Annotated in this window: 12 protein-coding genes; 10 read left to right on the top strand and 2 right to left on the bottom strand. The window is 70.7% G+C overall.

Features of this window, described 5'->3' with window-relative positions:
• The 10 genes from ACQP04_RS02750 (at position 1) to ACQP04_RS02705 (ending at position 10,215) form a co-directional block, all read left to right on the top strand.
• Positions 1-1,044 (top strand): complex I subunit 1 family protein, encoded by a 1,044-nt coding sequence (locus ACQP04_RS02750; RefSeq protein WP_433505505.1) that lies wholly within the window; start codon positions 1-3, stop codon positions 1,042-1,044.
• Positions 1,044-1,613 carry an NADH-quinone oxidoreductase subunit J gene (locus tag ACQP04_RS02745; protein ID WP_433505504.1) on the top strand — a complete coding sequence of 190 codons (570 nt, stop codon included), beginning with the start codon at positions 1,044-1,046 and terminating at the stop codon, positions 1,611-1,613. Before ACQP04_RS02750 ends, ACQP04_RS02745 begins: the two co-directional genes overlap by 1 nt.
• Positions 1,610-1,915: an NADH-quinone oxidoreductase subunit NuoK gene (locus ACQP04_RS02740; RefSeq protein WP_433505503.1), complete on the top strand. Its 306-nt coding sequence runs from the start codon at positions 1,610-1,612 to the stop codon at positions 1,913-1,915. Before ACQP04_RS02745 ends, ACQP04_RS02740 begins: the two co-directional genes overlap by 4 nt.
• 5 nt (positions 1,916-1,920) lie before the next feature.
• Complete coding sequence (locus tag ACQP04_RS02735) at positions 1,921-3,876, top strand: proton-conducting transporter transmembrane domain-containing protein (protein WP_433505502.1); 1,956 nt, start codon at positions 1,921-1,923, stop codon at positions 3,874-3,876.
• A 12-nt stretch (positions 3,877-3,888) separates the two neighbouring features.
• Positions 3,889-5,406 (top strand): complex I subunit 4 family protein, encoded by a 1,518-nt coding sequence (locus tag ACQP04_RS02730; RefSeq protein WP_433505501.1) that lies wholly within the window; start codon positions 3,889-3,891, stop codon positions 5,404-5,406.
• A gap of 28 nt (positions 5,407-5,434) precedes the next feature.
• Positions 5,435-6,946 carry an NADH-quinone oxidoreductase subunit N gene (locus ACQP04_RS02725; protein WP_433505500.1) on the top strand — a complete coding sequence of 504 codons (1,512 nt, stop codon included), beginning with the start codon at positions 5,435-5,437 and terminating at the stop codon, positions 6,944-6,946.
• 85 nt (positions 6,947-7,031) lie between these two features.
• A complete protein-coding gene (locus ACQP04_RS02720) occupies positions 7,032-7,637 on the top strand; it encodes a hypothetical protein (protein ID WP_433505499.1) in 606 nt (201 codons plus the stop codon).
• A gap of 66 nt (positions 7,638-7,703) precedes the next feature.
• Positions 7,704-8,366, top strand: a complete 663-nt coding sequence (locus ACQP04_RS02715) for a DUF305 domain-containing protein (RefSeq protein ID WP_433505498.1) — start codon at positions 7,704-7,706, stop codon at positions 8,364-8,366.
• A 299-nt stretch (positions 8,367-8,665) separates the two neighbouring features.
• On the top strand, positions 8,666-9,028 hold the full coding sequence (locus tag ACQP04_RS02710) for a hypothetical protein (RefSeq protein ID WP_433505497.1): 363 nt from the start codon (positions 8,666-8,668) through the stop codon (positions 9,026-9,028).
• Between the two features lie 581 nt (positions 9,029-9,609).
• Entirely contained in the window at positions 9,610-10,215 is a 606-nt protein-coding gene (locus ACQP04_RS02705; RefSeq protein ID WP_433505496.1) for a CPBP family glutamic-type intramembrane protease, read from the top strand.
• Positions 10,216-10,774: 559 nt separating this feature from the next.
• Here the strand turns inward: ACQP04_RS02705 and ACQP04_RS02700 are convergent.
• Together ACQP04_RS02700 and ACQP04_RS02695 are read right to left on the bottom strand one after the other, a co-directional pair.
• Positions 10,775-15,751, bottom strand: a complete 4,977-nt coding sequence (locus tag ACQP04_RS02700; RefSeq protein ID WP_433505495.1) for a Pls/PosA family non-ribosomal peptide synthetase — start codon at positions 15,749-15,751, stop codon at positions 10,775-10,777.
• A 343-nt stretch (positions 15,752-16,094) separates the two neighbouring features.
• A complete protein-coding gene (locus ACQP04_RS02695) occupies positions 16,095-16,823 on the bottom strand; it encodes a HupE/UreJ family protein (protein WP_433505494.1) in 729 nt (242 codons plus the stop codon).
• Positions 16,824-16,876: the final 53 nt, after the last annotated feature.

Genomic DNA, 16,876 nt, shown 5'->3' with positions numbered 1-16,876 from the left:
ATGCCGCCCGGCCCGGTACCGGCGGACGCGTTGCCGCTGTGGTGGGTATCGGTGCTGCCGCTGCTCCTGGTCACGGTGACCTGGGCGGCGGTGACGTGGGATGCGGTGCTTGCCGCGCGGGCGGCCGGCCGACCTGCCGACCTGGCCGCCCCCGCGCGGGAGGTGGCACGGCTGTTGATCGGGCAGCGGCGCCGCACTGTGGCCGCGGACCGGGTGCTGTGGCGGCTGGGACCGGTACTGCTGCCGGTCGCGGCCGTGCTGGCGGCCCTGGTGCTGCCGCTGGGCGAGCGGCCGGTCGCGGACCTCGGCGTCGGCGTGGTGTGGTTCAACGCGGTCGAGGTGCTGGCCTGGGTCGCGGTCTGGATGGCGGGCTGGGGCCCGAACAGCGCCCTGGCGCTGGTCGGTGGCTACCGCATCATCGCGCAGGGCCTGGCCTACGAGCTGCCGCACATGTTCGCGATCATCACTGCGGCGCTCGGTGCGCAGAGCCTGCGGGTGAGCGACATCGTTGCCGCCCAGTCGGACCTGTGGTTCGCCGTGATCATGCCGGTGGCCTTCGTCGTCTACTTGATCTCGGCGGCGGGCATGGCGTTCTGGGGCCCCTTCGACGCGCCCGTGGCGGGGGACGTCGCCGGCGGGGCCGCCGCTGAGCTCTCCGGGGTGGATCGGCTGTTGTTCGCCGGTGGCCGATGGCTGCTGTTCGTCGCGGCCTCGGCCATGGCCGTGCCGCTGTTCCTGGGGGGCGGGGCGGGGCCGTGGCTGCCCGCGTGGGCGTGGGTGGCGCTGAAGACCGCCGCCGTTCTGGCGGTGCTGGTATGGCTCGGCCGCCGCTTCCCGACCATCCGTATGGACCGCTTCACCGAGATCTCCTGGATCGTGCTCGTCCCGCTGACCATCGCCCAGGCGCTGGTCGTCGCGCTGATCGTGCTCGGCCAGGGCGGCCTTCCGGGGCAGATGGGCATGGAGGCGGGGCTGCAGCCGGGACCGGGCGCGGTGCACGGGATCGGGGTGCCCGGGCTCGGCATCCAGGAGGGAGGCTTGTGATGGTGGCCGTGTTCTGGGTCCTCGCCATCGCCGCGGTGGTGTTCGGGTTCGCGGTGTTCCGGCTGAACTCGATGGCCCAGGTGACCTTTGCGCTGCTCGCGTCCTTCCTCGCCGTGGCGGGGCTGGTGGTGTTGCTCGGGCTGGGCTACCTGGGCGTGGTGATCGCGCTGATGATGGTCATGGAGATGGTCGTCATGGCCGTCTTCATGATCATGTACATGATGAACCCGGCCGGGCTCATGCCGATGGCGATGTACCACAACAAGCCGGGAGCGATGAGCATCTCGGTCGGGACGTTCGTCGTGCTCGCCGCCGGGATCCTGCTGGTCGACTGGCCGGACCGGCCTGCCGGCGCGGCCTCGCCGCCTCCGGTGGAGCCGACCTTCGCGCTCGGGCAGGCGCTGATGGGCGGGCAGATGCTCACCATGATGACGCTCGGGATCACCCTGTTCGCCACGATCGTCGCGACGGTGGTGCTCTCCACCGGGCGGGGCCGCTACGACCGGCTCGGCGACGATCTTGCCGCCCCGGTCGCCGCCGACCCGGCCGGTGGAGGCGTCGGGCGATGATCCTGCAGCTGTTCCTGCTCACCGCGGCGGGGCTGTTCGCCATCGGACTCTACGGGGCGTTGTCGCAGCAGTCGATCGTCATGTTGATGATGGGGCTGGAGCTGATGCTCAACGGCGTCATGCTCGCCGCGGCGGCGTTGTGGTACTTCCTCGCCCCTGCCGGCACCGAGGGGCAGGTGCTGATCGTCGTCGTGCTGACGGCGATGGCGGTCGAGATGGCCGCCGGGTTCGCCGTGGCCACCGCGATCTACCGGGCCCGTCAGGTCGACATGACCGACGGCGCCGCCGACCTCAAGGGTTGAGTGCCGTGCTCCTGTGGTGGCTGATCGGCGTCCCGCTCGGGCTCGGCGCCGTGCTCGCCCTGGCCGACCTCCGCCCGGCCCGGTCTCCTGGGGCATCGGTCGGGGGCACCGAAGCACGGGCCGGGCGGGCTGTGGCGCTCGCCGGCGTGCTCACGGCCTCGGTGGTGCTGGTCCTCGCGGTGGTCGCCGCGGTCTCCCGCCCTGCCACGGGCGCCGCATTGTTCGCCGGGATTCGCGCCGGCTGGGCGGTCGACTCGCTGTCCGCGGTCCTGGTCGTCACCGTCGCTGCGGCCCTGCTGGCAGTGTTGGTGTTCGCGGCCGGTGAGCCGGAGCTGCGTACCGGCCGCTTCACCGGGGTGATGCTGCTGTTCGCCGGGGCCATGCTGGCAACGGTCACCGCGACGACGCTCGCGCCGCTGCTCATGGCGTGGGAGGTGATGGGCGCAGCCAGCTGGGCGCTGATCGGCTACGGCTACCGCGACCCGGGCGCGGTCGATTCCGCGCACACCGCGTTCCTCACCACCCGCTTCGCCGATCTCGGGCTCTACGTCGCCGCAGGTGCCGCGCTCGCAGGCGGCGCCGGCAGCCTGGCCCTCGACCAACTGCCGGCCGCAGCCGGAGGCTGGCGCGATGTGGTCGCGGCCGGGCTGATCGCCGCGGCGCTGGGCAAGTCGGCGCAGCTGCCGCTGAGCTTCTGGTTGTCCGGGGCGATGCGCGGCCCGAGTCCGGTCTCCGCGCTGCTGCACTCGGCGACCATGGTCGCCGCCGGCGCCTACCTGCTCCTGCGGATCACTGGGCTGCTGGGTTCCGTCGGTTGGGCCGGGCCATTGGTGGCCTGGGTGGGTGCTCTGACCGCGGCGGGGCTCGGGCTGGTCGCGGTCGCCCAGCGCGACCTCAAGCAGCTTCTCGCCGCGTCGACGTGCGCCCAGATCGGCTACATGGTGCTGGCCGCCGGCAGCGCCGCCATCGCCGTGCGGGCGAGCGCGGAGCCGGACGAGTCGGCCGCCGGGATCGCGGCCGGGACGTTGCAGCTGGTCGCGCACGCGGCGACGAAGAGTCTGCTGTTCCTCGCCGCGGGAGCCTGGCTGGCCGCGCTGGGCACCAAGCAGCTCGGCCGGCTCCCCGGCGCGGCGCGCCGCTTCCCGCTGGTCGGCATCACCTTCACCATCGGGGCCCTGTCCCTGGCGGGGCTCCCACCGTTGTCGCTGTGGGTCGCGAAGGACACCGTCCTCGCCGCCACCCTCGACGCCCCGACCCCCATGGCCGGCCCGCTGTACGCCCTGGGGCTGGCCGGTGCCGCGATCGCGGCCGTCTACAGCGCCAAGGCCCTCTGGTTCGTCTGGTGGCCTGCACGACCGGCCGCCGCCGCCCCGGGCACGCCCTCCGGCAAGGAGCACACCGAGCTCGAGCAGACGCCGACCGGCCGCGTCGCCGGCACAGCCGCTCCTCCGCTGATCGTGTTGGCCGCTGGGGCCGCGCTACTGGGGCTGCTCCCACTCATCGGCCCGGCGATCCTGGCTGCGCAGCTACCGGCCGTGTGGGAGCTCGTCACGTCCGCGGTGGTCGCAGTGCTCGCGGCGTTCGTCGGGTGGCGATGGGCTACGCGGCTTCCGGCACCGGGCGCGCTGCAGGAATGGCTGTACCTGGAGCGGGCGGGCCGGCACCTGGTGGTCCGTCCCGTCTCGGCGCTGGCGGCCGCGGCCGCACGGTTCGACGACCGCGTCCTCGACCGCGGCGTCGGCTCCCTCGCACGGGCCACGGTCGGGCTGGCCCGGCTGCTCGACCGCCGCGGCGAGCCCGCGGTCGACGGTGCCGTGCGCGGCATCGCCGACGGCGCCCGGGTGCTCGGCCGCTGGGCGCGGCGCCCGCAGACCGGACAGCTGCACCAGTACTACGCCCAGACCTCGGTCGGGTTCGCCGCGCTCGCCCTGCTCGCCGTCGTCGTCATCGTCGTGTCCTGAAGGAGGACAGCGGTGCTGTCGTTGATCGTGTTCCTTCCCGCCGCGGTCGCGGCGGTACTGGCCGGGCTGCCCGCTCGGCTTCCCGCCCGGGTGTTCGTCGGAGCGTGGGCCGCTGCCGGACTGGCCGATCTCGCCCTCATCGTCGCCGCGTGGGTGCAGCTGCCCGACGCGCCCGGACCCAGCGGCTACATGTTCGAGGAACGGCTGCCCTGGATCCCCAGCGCCGGGATCTCCTACCACCTCGGCGTCGACGGGCTGTCGCTGCCGCTGCTGGCCATGACCGGCGTGCTGTTCCTCGCCTGCGCGGTGTTCGCGCTGCGCGAGACCCGCCGGGTCAAGGCCTACGTGCTGCTGTTCCTGACCCTGCAGACGGTGTGTCTGGGGCTGTTCGTCGCGCTCGACCTGATCCTGTTCTTCCTGTTCTTCGACCTGTCGATCGTGTTCATGTACTTCGTGATCGCCGGCTGGGGGCACGCCGAGCGGGCCCGGGCTGCGGCCTTGAAGTTCTTCCTCTACACCTTCCTCGGCTCCCTGGCCCTGCTGCTCGGGTTCATCCTGCTGTTCCTCGCCGCGCAGCCGCACACCTTCGACATCGTCGAGCTCGCCGCGGCGAACCCGCTCGCGGCCGGCGGCCCGTACGCCGGGCTCACCCTGCTCGCGATCGGGATCGGGCTGGCCGTGAAGACCCCGACGGTGCCGTTCCACACCTGGCTGCCGCCCGCACACACCGAAGCCCCCGCGACGGGGTCGGCGATCCTGGCCGGGGTGCTGCTGAAGATGGGCACCTACGGCTTCGTCCGCATCGCGATGCCGCTGCTGCCCGCCAGTTGGCGGCACTACGCCCTGGTCGTGCTGCTGGTCGGGGTGGTGTCGGTGGTCTACGGCGCACTCGTCGCGCTCGCCCAGACCAACCTCAAGCGCATGATCGCCTACACCTCGGTCAACCACATGGGCTACGTCCTGGTCGGGGTCGGCGCCGCCGGCCTCGTCGCGACCGGCGACGCCCAGGCCCGCACGCTGGCCACGACCGGAGCGCTGGTGCAGATGGTGTCCCACGGGCTGATCACCGCAGCGCTGTTCCTGCTCGCCGGAGTGCTCTACGACCGCGGCCGCACCTACGACTTCGGCGACTGGTCCGGACTCGCCCCCCGCACCCCCCGCTTCGCCGCACTGTTCGCGATCGCCGCCTTCGCCTCCCTCGGACTGCCCGGCTTCTCCGGGTTCATCGCCGAGTTCCAGATCTTCACCGGCTCCCTGCCCGCGGCGCCGATACCGGTCGCGATCGCCGTCACCGGGATCCTCATCACCGCCGCACTGTTCCTGGTCGCGCTGCAGCGACTGTTCCTCGGGCCCCTGCGCACCCCGGACGCCCCCGGCACCCCCCGCCCGCTCGCCGATCTGCATCCCAGCGAGCTCGTCGCGATCGCGCCGCTGCTGGCGCTGGCCACCCTCATCGGGCTCGCGCCCCGTTTCCTGCTCGACCTCGTCGAACCCGCCGCGACCGCCGTCAACACCCTGGTCGCCCGATGACCCGCCCGTCGGCGGGCAGCCTGCTGCCGTGCAGGGCGGCGACGACCAGGCCGACGACGCGGCCGAAGGTGCCGGAGGTCGCGCCATGGAGATGATGAACGAGGACCCGGGCGCACTCGTCCCCGAGCTCGCCCTGCTCGGCGCCGCCGTGCTCGGCCTCCTCGCCGGATCCTGGCTGCCACGGCATCGCCAATGGCTGGTCGCCGCCCTCGCGGGCGTGGCCTGCGTGGTCGGGATCATCGCCACCGCCGTGGTCTACACCCGGCCCGCCGAGACCGTGTTCGGCTCCTACGCCATCGACGCCACGACCAACGCCACGCGGCTGATCGTGCTGGTCGCGACCCTGCTCGCCGTCTGCGCCTCGGTCGACGCCGCCCGCGGACAGCGTCGTGAGACCGAGTACTGGGTGCTGCTGCTGCTCGGGGCACTCGGGTCCGTCCTGATGGCCGGGGCCACCGACCTGCTGCTGCTGTTCGCGGCGTTCCTGCTGGCCAGCATCCCCCTCTACGCCCTCGTCGGCTGGTCGGCGACGTCGACCGGGACCGAGGGCGCGATGAAGTACTACCTCTCCGGCGCGTTCGCCGGCGTCACCATGATCACCGGCGTCACGCTGCTCTACGCCGCGGGCCGGGTCACCGCCTACGAGCCCCTACGGGAGAACCTCACCGCCATTGCCGCAGGCGGCCGGTCGATACCGGCGCTGGCCGCGGTCGGGCTGGTTGCCGTGCTGGCCGGGCTGGCGTTCAAAGCCGGCGCGGTCCCCGCCCAGTTCTGGGTGCCCGACGTCAGCGACGGCGCCCCCGCGCCCGTCGCCGGAATCGTCACCACCATCCCGAAGATCGGTGCGCTCGTCGCCACCTACCGGCTGCTCACCCAGGCCATCCCCGAGCAGACCATCGACTGGCCCTTGCTCGCGGCGATCCTCGCCGCAGCGTCGATGACCCTGGGCAACCTCGCCGCGTTCTTCCAGACCTCCGTGCAGCGCCTGCTCGGCTACTCCGCGATCTCCCAGGTCGGCTACGTCCTCATGGCCGCCGCCGTCGCCACTCGCACCCCTCAGGCCGGACCGGCGCTGCTGCTCTACCTCGCCGCCTACGCGATCACCAACCTCGGCGCCTTCGCCGTCGCCGCCGCCGTCACCACCCCCGGCGGGCCCGCCCGCACCCTCGACGACTACCGCGGCCTGTCCCGTCGACGGCCCGCCCTGGCGGCCGCGCTCGTCGTCTGCCTCCTCGGCCTCGTCGGCACCCCACCCACCGCGGTGTTCCTCGGCAAGCTCACCGTCTTCACCGCCGCCATCGACGGCGGCATGGTCTGGCTGACCGTCCTCGCCGTGCTCAACACCGTGGCGAGCCTGTTCTACTACCTGCGCTGGATCGCGCCGCTGTTCGCAGCCGAGCACCATGACCAGGACGCGACCGAGCACCACAGCGCACCAAGGCACTGGGCCAGCGCCGGCGCCATCAGCGCCGCGGCAGCGACTCTCATCCTCGGGATCGGCGGAGGGCTCCTGACCGGGCTGCTCACCAACACCCTGTGAAGCACAGCACCGACGAAGGCCGACGCCGGGCTGCGCCGGGCAGGGCCGGGGAGCGCGCGCAGACCCCGTCGGTATCGTCGAAACCGTGCACGTGATCGGTCGGCGTGGCTGGCAGCAGGTCCTGCTGATGCTGTCGCTGATCGTCGGCGTCGTGACAATGCACTCCACGATCGCCTGTCACGCCGACAACGGCACCGCACCGGCGACACATGGCACTGCGCATCCCACCGCCGCGACTTCGGCGGCCAGCACCTTTCTCGGTCCAGCTTCCGAAGCTCCCGACCCGGCGCCGGCTGTCGAGCCCATGACCATGACGGCGAGCCATGGCGGTAACGCGCACGTGGCGATGGTCAACGAGATCGATGCGACTGGCCCGAGTAGCGCTCCAGAGCAGGACCTGGCCCCGGCCAAGACCGAGGTCATGCTGTTGGCCGCCCCACTGCTCGGGCTGAGCGGACTTGAGAGCTCGCAGCCAGACGCTCCGAGGTCAGCGCTGCACGATCTTCTCCACCTGTGCCTGGCGGTGCTGACCGCCCTGCTCGCGTTGGCGGCCGCGGCGCTGCTCGCCCTGTTCGTCGGGAGAGCGACTCACCGCGACGGGTCACCGGCGGGTGGGCTGCCGGTGGCCGGGCCCCAGGCGCCGCCACCGACCTCGGTCCGGCTCGCGCAACTCTGCGTGCTGCGGAACTGATCGGCCTCCAGCGCGGGAGAGCGCTGGTCCGATCACATCCACCTGCACACAGGAGCTTCTTCGATCATGAACAGCAAGTCCGTCCTCGGCGTGCTCGGCACCGCCGCCGCCACCGTCGTCCTCGTCGCCGGCTGTAGCGGCTCGAGCGGCACCGCCACCGGCACTTCGGCCACCCCGAGCGCGGCGGCCACCTCGTCGCCTGCCAGCAGCGCCGCGCACAACGCGGCCGACACCGCGTTCGTGCAGGGCATGATCCCGCACCACACCCAGGCCGTTCAGATGTCGGACATGGCCGCCCAGCACGCGAGTAACGAGCAGGTCAAGCAGCTCGCCACCCGGATCCAGCAGGCCCAGGGCCCGGAGATCGAGCAGATGCGTGGATTCCTCGCCGCCTGGGGCGAGCCGGAGACCGGCCCGGCCGGCCCGAGCGGCTCGATGGGCGGCATGGATCACGGCGGCATGGGCGGCAGCACCAGCATGCCGATGCCCCAGGGCATGGGCGGCATGATGACCGACCAGCAGATGCAGCAACTCGACCAGGCCAATGGCGCGGCCTTCGACCGGATGTTCCTGCAGATGATGACCGAGCACCACAACGGCGCCATCCAGATGGCCCAGACCGAGCTCGCCCAGGGGCAGAACACGGACGCCAAGATCCTTGCTCAGAAGATCATCCATGACCAGCAGGCCGAGATCACCGAGATGAAGCAGCTGCTCACAACCCTCTGACCCTCGCTGAGACGGGCAGAGGTGGGCCGCCACGGCCCACCTCTGCCCGTCTCAGCGAGGGCGTCCGACCGGTCTGGGGCATCGCAGCGTCAGCCGATCTCGGTACGCCTGCTCACCTCAAGCACCTGGGTCGCCGCCGATCAACCGACAGCGCCGCCTCGACCGTGCTGCCCGAACGGCCCTAACCCGCCGCCACGTGGCGACGGAAGCATTCCTGCCACATCAGCGAGATCTCGGAGGAACCGACGATTGCGCCCGCTCTACCGCTTCTGCCGCCCATCCTGCGCACGCTGATGCTGGTGGGCGCGGTCCTGGCCCGGCGCCATGCTCTGCGCCGGCGGGACCGCTGGACTCGCGACCAGCTACACGCCCACCAGGCCCGCGAGCTGGATCGGCTGCGGCGCCACGCCTACGCGCACTCGCCGTTCTACCGGCGCCTGCACGCCGGACGGATGGACGCGGCGTTGACCGAGCTGCCGGTGCTGACCAAGGCGGAACTGATCGAGCGTTTCGACGAGGTGTCCGCCCGCCCGGACGTGCGCTTGTCCGCGGCCGAGGCCTACCAGGCCCGGGCGAGCGGCGATGAGCTCTTCCGCGGCCGCTACTACGTCGCCGGCACCGCCGGCACGACCGGACGGCGCGGGGTGTTCGTATGGGACTAACGACTGCCCGTGCGGGCGGCCCTATGCGCTGATCACCGGGATCCAGGGCCGCGAGCAGGAGGCGCTGACCTTCCCGACCGTCCAGGGCGGGTCCCGCGCAGTTCAGCCGATCGTCTTCCACCACGTGATGGACGCCGTACACACCGCCGGCTGGCAGATCAACCAACTCCCCGGCGGCGCGCTCGAGGTCCTGCTGCTGCCGCCCGGTCCGGTCGGCCCGGTCGACGAGGTCGAGAAGGCCCTGGTTGGCCGCGACATCGCCGAGGCGCTTGACCGAGCAAGGCGTGCTCCCGCCCCCGATCCAGGTGAGGACGTTGACCACAATCCCGCGCACCCCGCTTGGCAAAGCCCCGCTGATCCAGGCCAAACGACCCTATAGGCGTACCCCCTAGGGGTATAACGTCGTGGTTGTCGAACCAAGGAGGCAGCGATGGCAACGCAGCGAGCCGCGACGGGGCTGGCCCCAGCTGTTGCCCGGGCTTCACACCACTGGCTCCGCGACCTCGTCGTGCGTCACCCGCTGGCTGCGTTCGTGACGCTGATCCTCGGCTTCGGCTGGCCGATCCTCGCCATTCCGGCCCTTGCCCGGTACGGCTGGATCCCGGGCGGCCCGCTCCCGCCGGAGCCCTTCGCGCTGGCGGCCACCCTGCTGTGCTCCTGCCCGCAGCGCTGGGGATCACGCTCCTCGTCGAGGGGCGCGCGGCGCGAGCTCTCCTCGCCCGCGCCCTGCGCTGGCGATCGGCATCGAATGGTGGGCCCTCGTCGTCGCGACCCTGCCGCTCCTGGCCCTGGCGGCACACCTGCTCGCCGGCTCCCGACCGGTCCTCGCCGACGTCCCCTCCTTCCTGCTCGGCCAGGCCTTCCAGCTCGTCACCGCGGTGTTGATCATCAATCTCGCCGAGGAACTGGCCTGGGCCGGCTTCCTCCAGACCCGCCTCGAGCAGCGGCACGGCCTACCCGTCGCGGCTGGCCTGACAGCCCTGCCGTTCGCGCTGCTGCACCTGCCGCTCCTGCCGCTCGCTTCCGGGCCACTCTGGCGAACCGCTGCCATCACGATCGTCTTCGCCCTCGCGGTCCGCCTCGCCCTCGGCGTCGCCATGCGCGGCACCGGAGCAAGCGTGCTGGCAGTCGCCGTCCTTCACGCCGAGATCAACAAGTCAACGCCACGTCGACCACCATCGGGCTGATCACCGTCACAGCGCTGGCCGCCTTGATGGCAGCCCTTTCCAGGCGATTTCCGTCGGCGAAGTTGGGCGGGCAAGCAGGAACAGCCTGAGCCTGACCGCTCAGACCGCCGCCCCCACTCGTTTCAGCGAGCTCTTCCTGGGCCCAGTGAGGGGCGACACAGCCAGGTATTTCCCGGCTCGCCGATTGCTCCTTCTAGAAGCTGGGTCCCGGGAGTGCGTGGCTGCAAGGTTGCCAAGTACGCCGTGAGTCACGGGTTGGGTGGCGGCCCTGCGCTGGGGGGTGGGGCAGGGCCTACCGCCTAGCTCCGAGAAGGTATTGCCGTCAGAACCATCCGGCGTCGTCAGAATTGATCACGGCTATCTCGTTAGCCTTCGCCGTCAAGCAGAAGTCGCTATAGAGTGCGCATAACAGCCACCCGGGCTGCGGCCAGTGCGCGTGATTAGCGTCGACGGCAACACTGTGGGTCAGGGTATGACCCGGCTACGTCCTTTCTGCATTCGTCGCGCCGGTGCGGGCCGCGATGCAATCGCTTCCGTCAGCCTTCTGGTTGCGGGTGCGTCACTGTCGGCCGGCGAGAGCACCAGAGCGAAGTGCCTGTTCCGAAGTAGCGAGCTGCCCGTCCTGAGACGGCACTTCCGCCCCCGCTGTGTAGGTCGAGCCCGCCAGCGGCTCGACGAGCTCGTGGGCGGGGTTACCACCCCACCGCGACCCGGCCGGGATCTCCTCGCCCTTCATGACGAAGGAGTCGGGGGCGATCTCGACGGCGTCGCCGATGGTGACGCCGTAGTGGATGAACGCGCCGATGCCGAGGGTCACGCCGGAGCCGATGGCGATGTGGTCGGACTTGAAGGCGCCGTCCTCCTGGGAGTGGCACTGCATGATGCTGCCGAAGTTCAGCGTGCAGTCGTCGCCGATGCTGGTGAGGGTGCGCTCGAGGATGCCGGAGCCGTCGTCATAGACCCGTCGGCCGATCTTCGTGCCCACAAGGCACATGACCAGGTTCTTGTACGGGGTGCCGGCGAGCATGCGGTCCAGCGGCGGCACCATCAGCTTCCAGTACCGCTCGTGGCGCCAGAAGCGCACGTCGTAGATCGAGCACGAGCGCGGGCGCAGCCGCCGGAAGCGGATCGACATCCGCTCCCAGAACACGAACCACAGGATCGTGAACAGCAGGCTGGCGGCGGCCTGGGAGGCGAACGCGGCAGGGCCCCAGTCGTGATAGTGGTCCACGGCGACCAGGGCCAGCAGCAGCAGGCCGAGGACGTGGCCCCAGCGGACGAACAGGAACAGCGCGATGGTGGCCAGGTTGTGCCGGTTCTTGCGTCGTAGCTGCCGCCGGCGCTCGAGGACGTCGACTTCGAGGACCCGGTCGCGCTGCACGGTGCGGGGGATCTCGAACGCGGGTGAGCCGAGCAGGCCGACGCCGTGGCGGACCGGGCCGTCGATCGGCACCGCGACCTTGGTGGCGAGCAGGCAGTCGTCGCCGGTGCGGCCGCCGATCGGGTAGGCGATGTTGTTGCCCAGGAAGTTGTTGCCCCCGATGGCGATCCGTGAGGTGCGGAACGAGGTGTTGGAGAAGTCGGCGTTGACCACCGCGAGTCCGTCGGCGACGACCGTGCCGCGTCCGATCGAGGTGAGGTACGGGGTCTCCTGGGCGAGGTTGGAGCCGAAGTTCGAGCCGGTCTGCTCGACCTTCCCGAGGTCGTAGCCGAGCAGGTAGAGGTAGCTGACGATGTAGGAGCTGTCGCCGAACAGGTAGACGAACAGCCGCACGTTGGTCAGCCGGGTGATCGTGCGGTGCAGGGAGTACCGCCAGCCATGGACGGGGTAGACGCGGTCCGGTCGCACGAACAGGGCCAGGACCCGCGGCACGGTGAAGACCACGAGCAGCCCGATGAGCAGGCCGCCGAAAACGAGCACAGCGGACTCGATGAGGGCGTTGAGGTAGAAGTGCGCGGTGGTGTGCCCGGCCGCGCCGGGCTGGAGCAGCTCGGCCAGCCGGGGGACCTGGGTGAGCAGCAGGAACAGGCCACCGAAGCCGAGCGGCAGGAAGATCGCGAACAGCTTCAGCAGCTGGCTCGCGACGTAGGTCAGCTTGCGCAGCCGTCGCACCCGCAGCGGAGGCACCCCACGGAAGTCCGTGGTTGTCGGAACCGCAGGTGAGCCGTGCCAACTCTGCCCGGAGGGCACGGCCTGGCCCCGGTGCAGGGCAGAGGCGTGGCCGAGCTGGGCGCCGTCGCCCATTGCGGTGCCGATGTCGAGCACGCTCTTCTCGCCAACGACGACGTCGTGGCCCAACGTGACCCGACCGGTCTGAATTTTCCCGGCGTGGGCGCGGTAGCCCAGCAGCACGGCGTCCTTGCGGATCACGGTGCCCGAGCCGATGGTGAGCAGGTCGGTGGCGACGGGCAGGTGCCGGCTTAGGACGACGACGTTCTTGCCGACCTTGGCGCCGAGCGCGCGCAGGTACAGCGTGTAGAGCGGCGACCCGACCATGATCAGAACGAGTGGGTTGGCCCGGGTGAGGATCCTGACCAGCCAGAACCGGAAGTAGCGCAGGCTCCACACCGGGATCTCGCGCTCCTTCCAGCGCCCGATGAACAGCCACTTCGCCACCACCGGTACCAGGCACATGACCAGGAACAAGGCCCCGCCCGCGAGGACCGAGCGGACGTAGATCTCCAGCGGCCCGACGCTCGTGAGGATCCAGACGTAGGCACGGTCCAGCACGTAGCCGAGGCCGGTGACGTAGAGCAGGAAGCTCAGCAGCTGCAGGAATCCGGTGAGCAGGTATCCGAAGGTGCTGTGCCGGACCGGGGCCACCGGCGGCGGAGCAGGCGTCGCAGTGTGCGTGGCGGCCGGCGCCGTGGCCGGGGCGGCCGCCGCGGCCATGCCGACGATGGTCGGGTTGGCGTAGACGTCACGGATGGAGATCGACGGCAGGTCGTCGCGCTTGCGTAGGCGTGCGCAGAAGCGGGTCATCACCATCGAGTCCGCGCCGAGGTCGTCGAACACGTTGCGGTCCACAGGCACGTGGTCGACCTCGAGCACCTCGGCGAGCACCTGGCCGAGACCCTCGACGACGGATGCACCGTGAGGGGTCGGCTGTGCGGGAGCCGGTACGGAGTCCGCGAAGGCGGTGGCGAGTCCGGCGATCGTCGGGTGGGCGTAGACATCCTTGATCGAGACCGACGGCAGGTCGTCGCGCTGGCGCAGTCGCGCGCAGAAGCGCGTCATGACCATCGAGTCCGCCCCGAGGTCGTCGAACACGTTGCGGTCGACGGGAACGTGCTCGATGGTCAGTACCTCACCGAGCACGCTTGCCAAGGCCGCGCCCAATCCTGCTGTCGACGCCGCGCCTACGGGAGCCGGCGAGGTCGTGCCCGTCGGCGCAGCCGGAGTCGGCGGGATGGCAACGGGCGGCGCGGCGGAAGCCGCGGGCGGGGGCTGACCCGCCGTCACCTGCACGGGTGGGCGCGCGTAGGGCGTCGGTCGCGAAGCACGGCTCGGCGAGCCGGGCGTCGAAGCCGGTGAGCAAGGATAGGGCGTCGGTCGCGGGTCCGGCGTAGGCGGAGGCGCGGGTGTCTGCGCCGGTGAACGTGGGTAGGGCGTCGGTCGAGACGGCGCACTCGGCGGGGCCGGCGCGGGCGCTGCCAAGTCAAAGGCCAAGCCACTGGCCTGCGGCTCCGGCGGCGGTGCGGGCTCGGGGGAATGCGCTGAGGGAGGCCGGACGATGTCGTCAAAGGTCAGGTTTCCGGGCTCGGCCTCCACTGGTGTGGCTGGTGGTGTGGCGACTTCGGGCTCGGCAGCCGGCTGACCGAGGCCCTCCAGCTGCTCCTGCAGCCGGGCGTTCTCGGTGCGCAACTCGCGCACCTCGGGGTCCGCGATGGGTTGCGATGTCAACGCCGCCCGATCCACGACACCGTCGGCGGTCAGCGGCAGGGCCTCGAGCTGCTGCAGGCGCGCCGGCAGGTGTGTGGGGTCGAGCCGATCGCGCAGCCAGGCCCAGACGGTCTGCTCGTCGGCCTGGGGCCGGTCCACGCAGCAGGTGTAGTAGCCGACCAGCTCGGCGAGCTCCGGCGCGGGGCGATGAATATCGACAACCGCAGAGGTGACGCCGGGCACAGACAGCATCGCCGATTCCACCGCGGTGAGATCGACGCGTTGTCCGTCCACGACCGTCTGCAGGGCGGTACGCCCGCGGTACTCGATCTCGCCGGCGCCGTTGACCCGGCCGAGGTCGCCGGTGCGGTAGATCTTGCCGGAGGGGTTGCCAGGGATGCCGAGGAAGTCCTCGACGAACGCTTCTCCTGACGGATCCAGATATCCGCACGCCAAACCCAGGCCGGCGAGGCCAATCTCGCCCGTCACGCCATGGGGCAGCGCCATCGGATAGTCCGGATCGAGCATGACCGCCGCGTAGGTCGGCAGCGGGGCACCGATCATCACCGGCATGTCCGGCTGCGCTTCGGCCCAGGCCGCAGCCACCGTCGCACCGCCCGGCACATAGGCGGTGTAGAAGCGCCGACCCGGACGGCGCCATCGCGCGACGAGGCTCGGCGGACACGGGTCGCCCGACACCACGAGCACCTGCAGCGCAGGCAGATCCGTCTCGAGCGTGGACAGCAGCGCCGGCGTGGTGCAGATGGCAGTGACGCGACGGTCCACGAGCTGCGCATGCAGCGCAGGACCGCGCAGGTGTGGCCCCTCGGGTGCCGGAACCAGCGTGGCGCCCGATGCCCACGCCATCCAGGTCTCCTCGATGCCTCCCCCGGAGGACAGAGCCTTTCCCTGATAGAGGCGATGCCCGCGGACTCCGAAGGTCTCCGAGGAGATGCGCACCGCATTGCAGATGCTGCGATGATCGATCGTCACGCCCTCCGACCACCCGGAGGCATCGCTCAGGTGCACTATGTAGGCGGTCCGGTCGACCAGTGCCCCCCGCTCCGCTGGTTGCAGTCGCTGCGCGCTCATTTCACCGATCAGCTGTGCCGCCTCGTCGACGGCGACGACCTCGGCTGCTGTGGCCAGCAGGGCCTCGGTACCGGCGACCCGGCCACGCAGTTGGGAACGACTCAACACGACCCGCACGGAGGTGTCGGCGACGACGAAGGCGATGCGATCAACCGGAGCGGTCGGATCGAGCGGCACACACGTCGCACCGATCTTCAACACCGCGAGCGTCGCCCCATAGGCCTCGACGCGATCGTCGAACAACAGCCCGACCCGATCCCCTGCGTCGGTGCCGTGCAGGCGCAGATACCGAGCAAGCCGGTTGGCCCGAGCATCGAGCTCGTCATAGGTCAACGAGCACTCGGGGCCGTCAACTGCGAGCTGACCGGCCCGTCCATACTCCCGGATCCAGTCGCAACGCTCCTCGAACACGAAGTCGAGCCGCTCGTGGCGGCGGACCCGCCAACCCTGCGCCTCATGCCGGTCGACGACGACGAGGTCCGCGAGCGGAACGTCCGACTCGGGGCCCAACGACGACACGACCTGCTCGAACTCGGGATCAGGTGAAGAAGTCGAGGACATCCTTTCACCCCACCTGCGCCCCGACGATGAGCTCCACAACGAGCTGAGCACCGGCACGACCGTCGGGACGCCCGTCAGCGCCTGATCTGCACAAGCGTCGTCCCGTCAACGCCCGTGGTCCTGCCAAAGCCGGGCGTCTGGGCATGATGAACATGAGCCCCCCATCCAGCAGCCGGTGCTGCACCCCTCAGCAGACCGCCTCACGCGGTCCGGCTCCCTCCTCCCGAGGGTTGACCGAGCAGACCCCATCGGGCAATGGGGCAGATACCCGACACGGGGTGCGGACGAGAGATTTTGCCGTTGTTTAACCCAGCCCGGCAAAGCAGGCGATCCGGACGGCGGGCTAACCGAACCGGCTCGTCACCGCAGTGGAGGCGGCTGCCTCGTCTGGGACGGACGCATCGCTCGGCAGGAGCAGCGCCGCGGCCGCTAGGCAACCGGCTGCGACGAGACCGAGGTGTAAGCCTCGCCTGAAGCGTGGGCTCTCGAGCCGGCGGCGGACGCACTCGGCGAGGAAGGCGAGCACGGAGATGGCCATGACCTGCCCGAGCTCGATACCGATGTTGAAGGCCACGGCCCAGCCGAGAAGACCTTCTTGGGGCAGGCGCAGCTCCGCGAAGCGCGTGGCCAGTCCCACACCGTGCACCAGCCCGAACACGAACACTGCGCCGGTCACGAGAGGCCACCAGATCGGTGGCGGTAGCAGGCCGGCCACTCCGATGAAGACGACGCTGAGAGCGATGACGACATCGACGAACACGACGTCCATCCGCCAGCCGAAGCCCACCGACAGCAGCAGCGTGAGGCTGTGGCCAGCGGCGAAGAGACTGATCAGCTTGGCCGCCCGTCCCGCCTCCCGGGCCAGCAGGATGACCCCGGCGATGAACAACAGGTGGTCCCATCCGCCGAGCATGTGCAGCATCCCGAGGCCCAGGAATTGCGGAAGACTGCGCTCGGCCGGCTGGTCGAGGCCATGCGCGGCTACCGGGGTCGCCATCAGAACCATCAAGAGCGGCATCACGAGGAACGCCCCTGCCGCGCCGAGCGTCGACCACCGGCGTACCTCGCGCATGAGCCTCCTCGAACCCGCACCCGGGACGGCTGCTCGCCCCGCCTGCTCATCGC

Source organism: Pseudonocardia halophobica (assembly GCF_050948485.1).
GTDB lineage: Bacteria > Actinomycetota > Actinomycetes > Mycobacteriales > Pseudonocardiaceae > Pseudonocardia > Pseudonocardia halophobica.
This window is presented reverse-complemented; position numbering and strand designations above follow the sequence as displayed.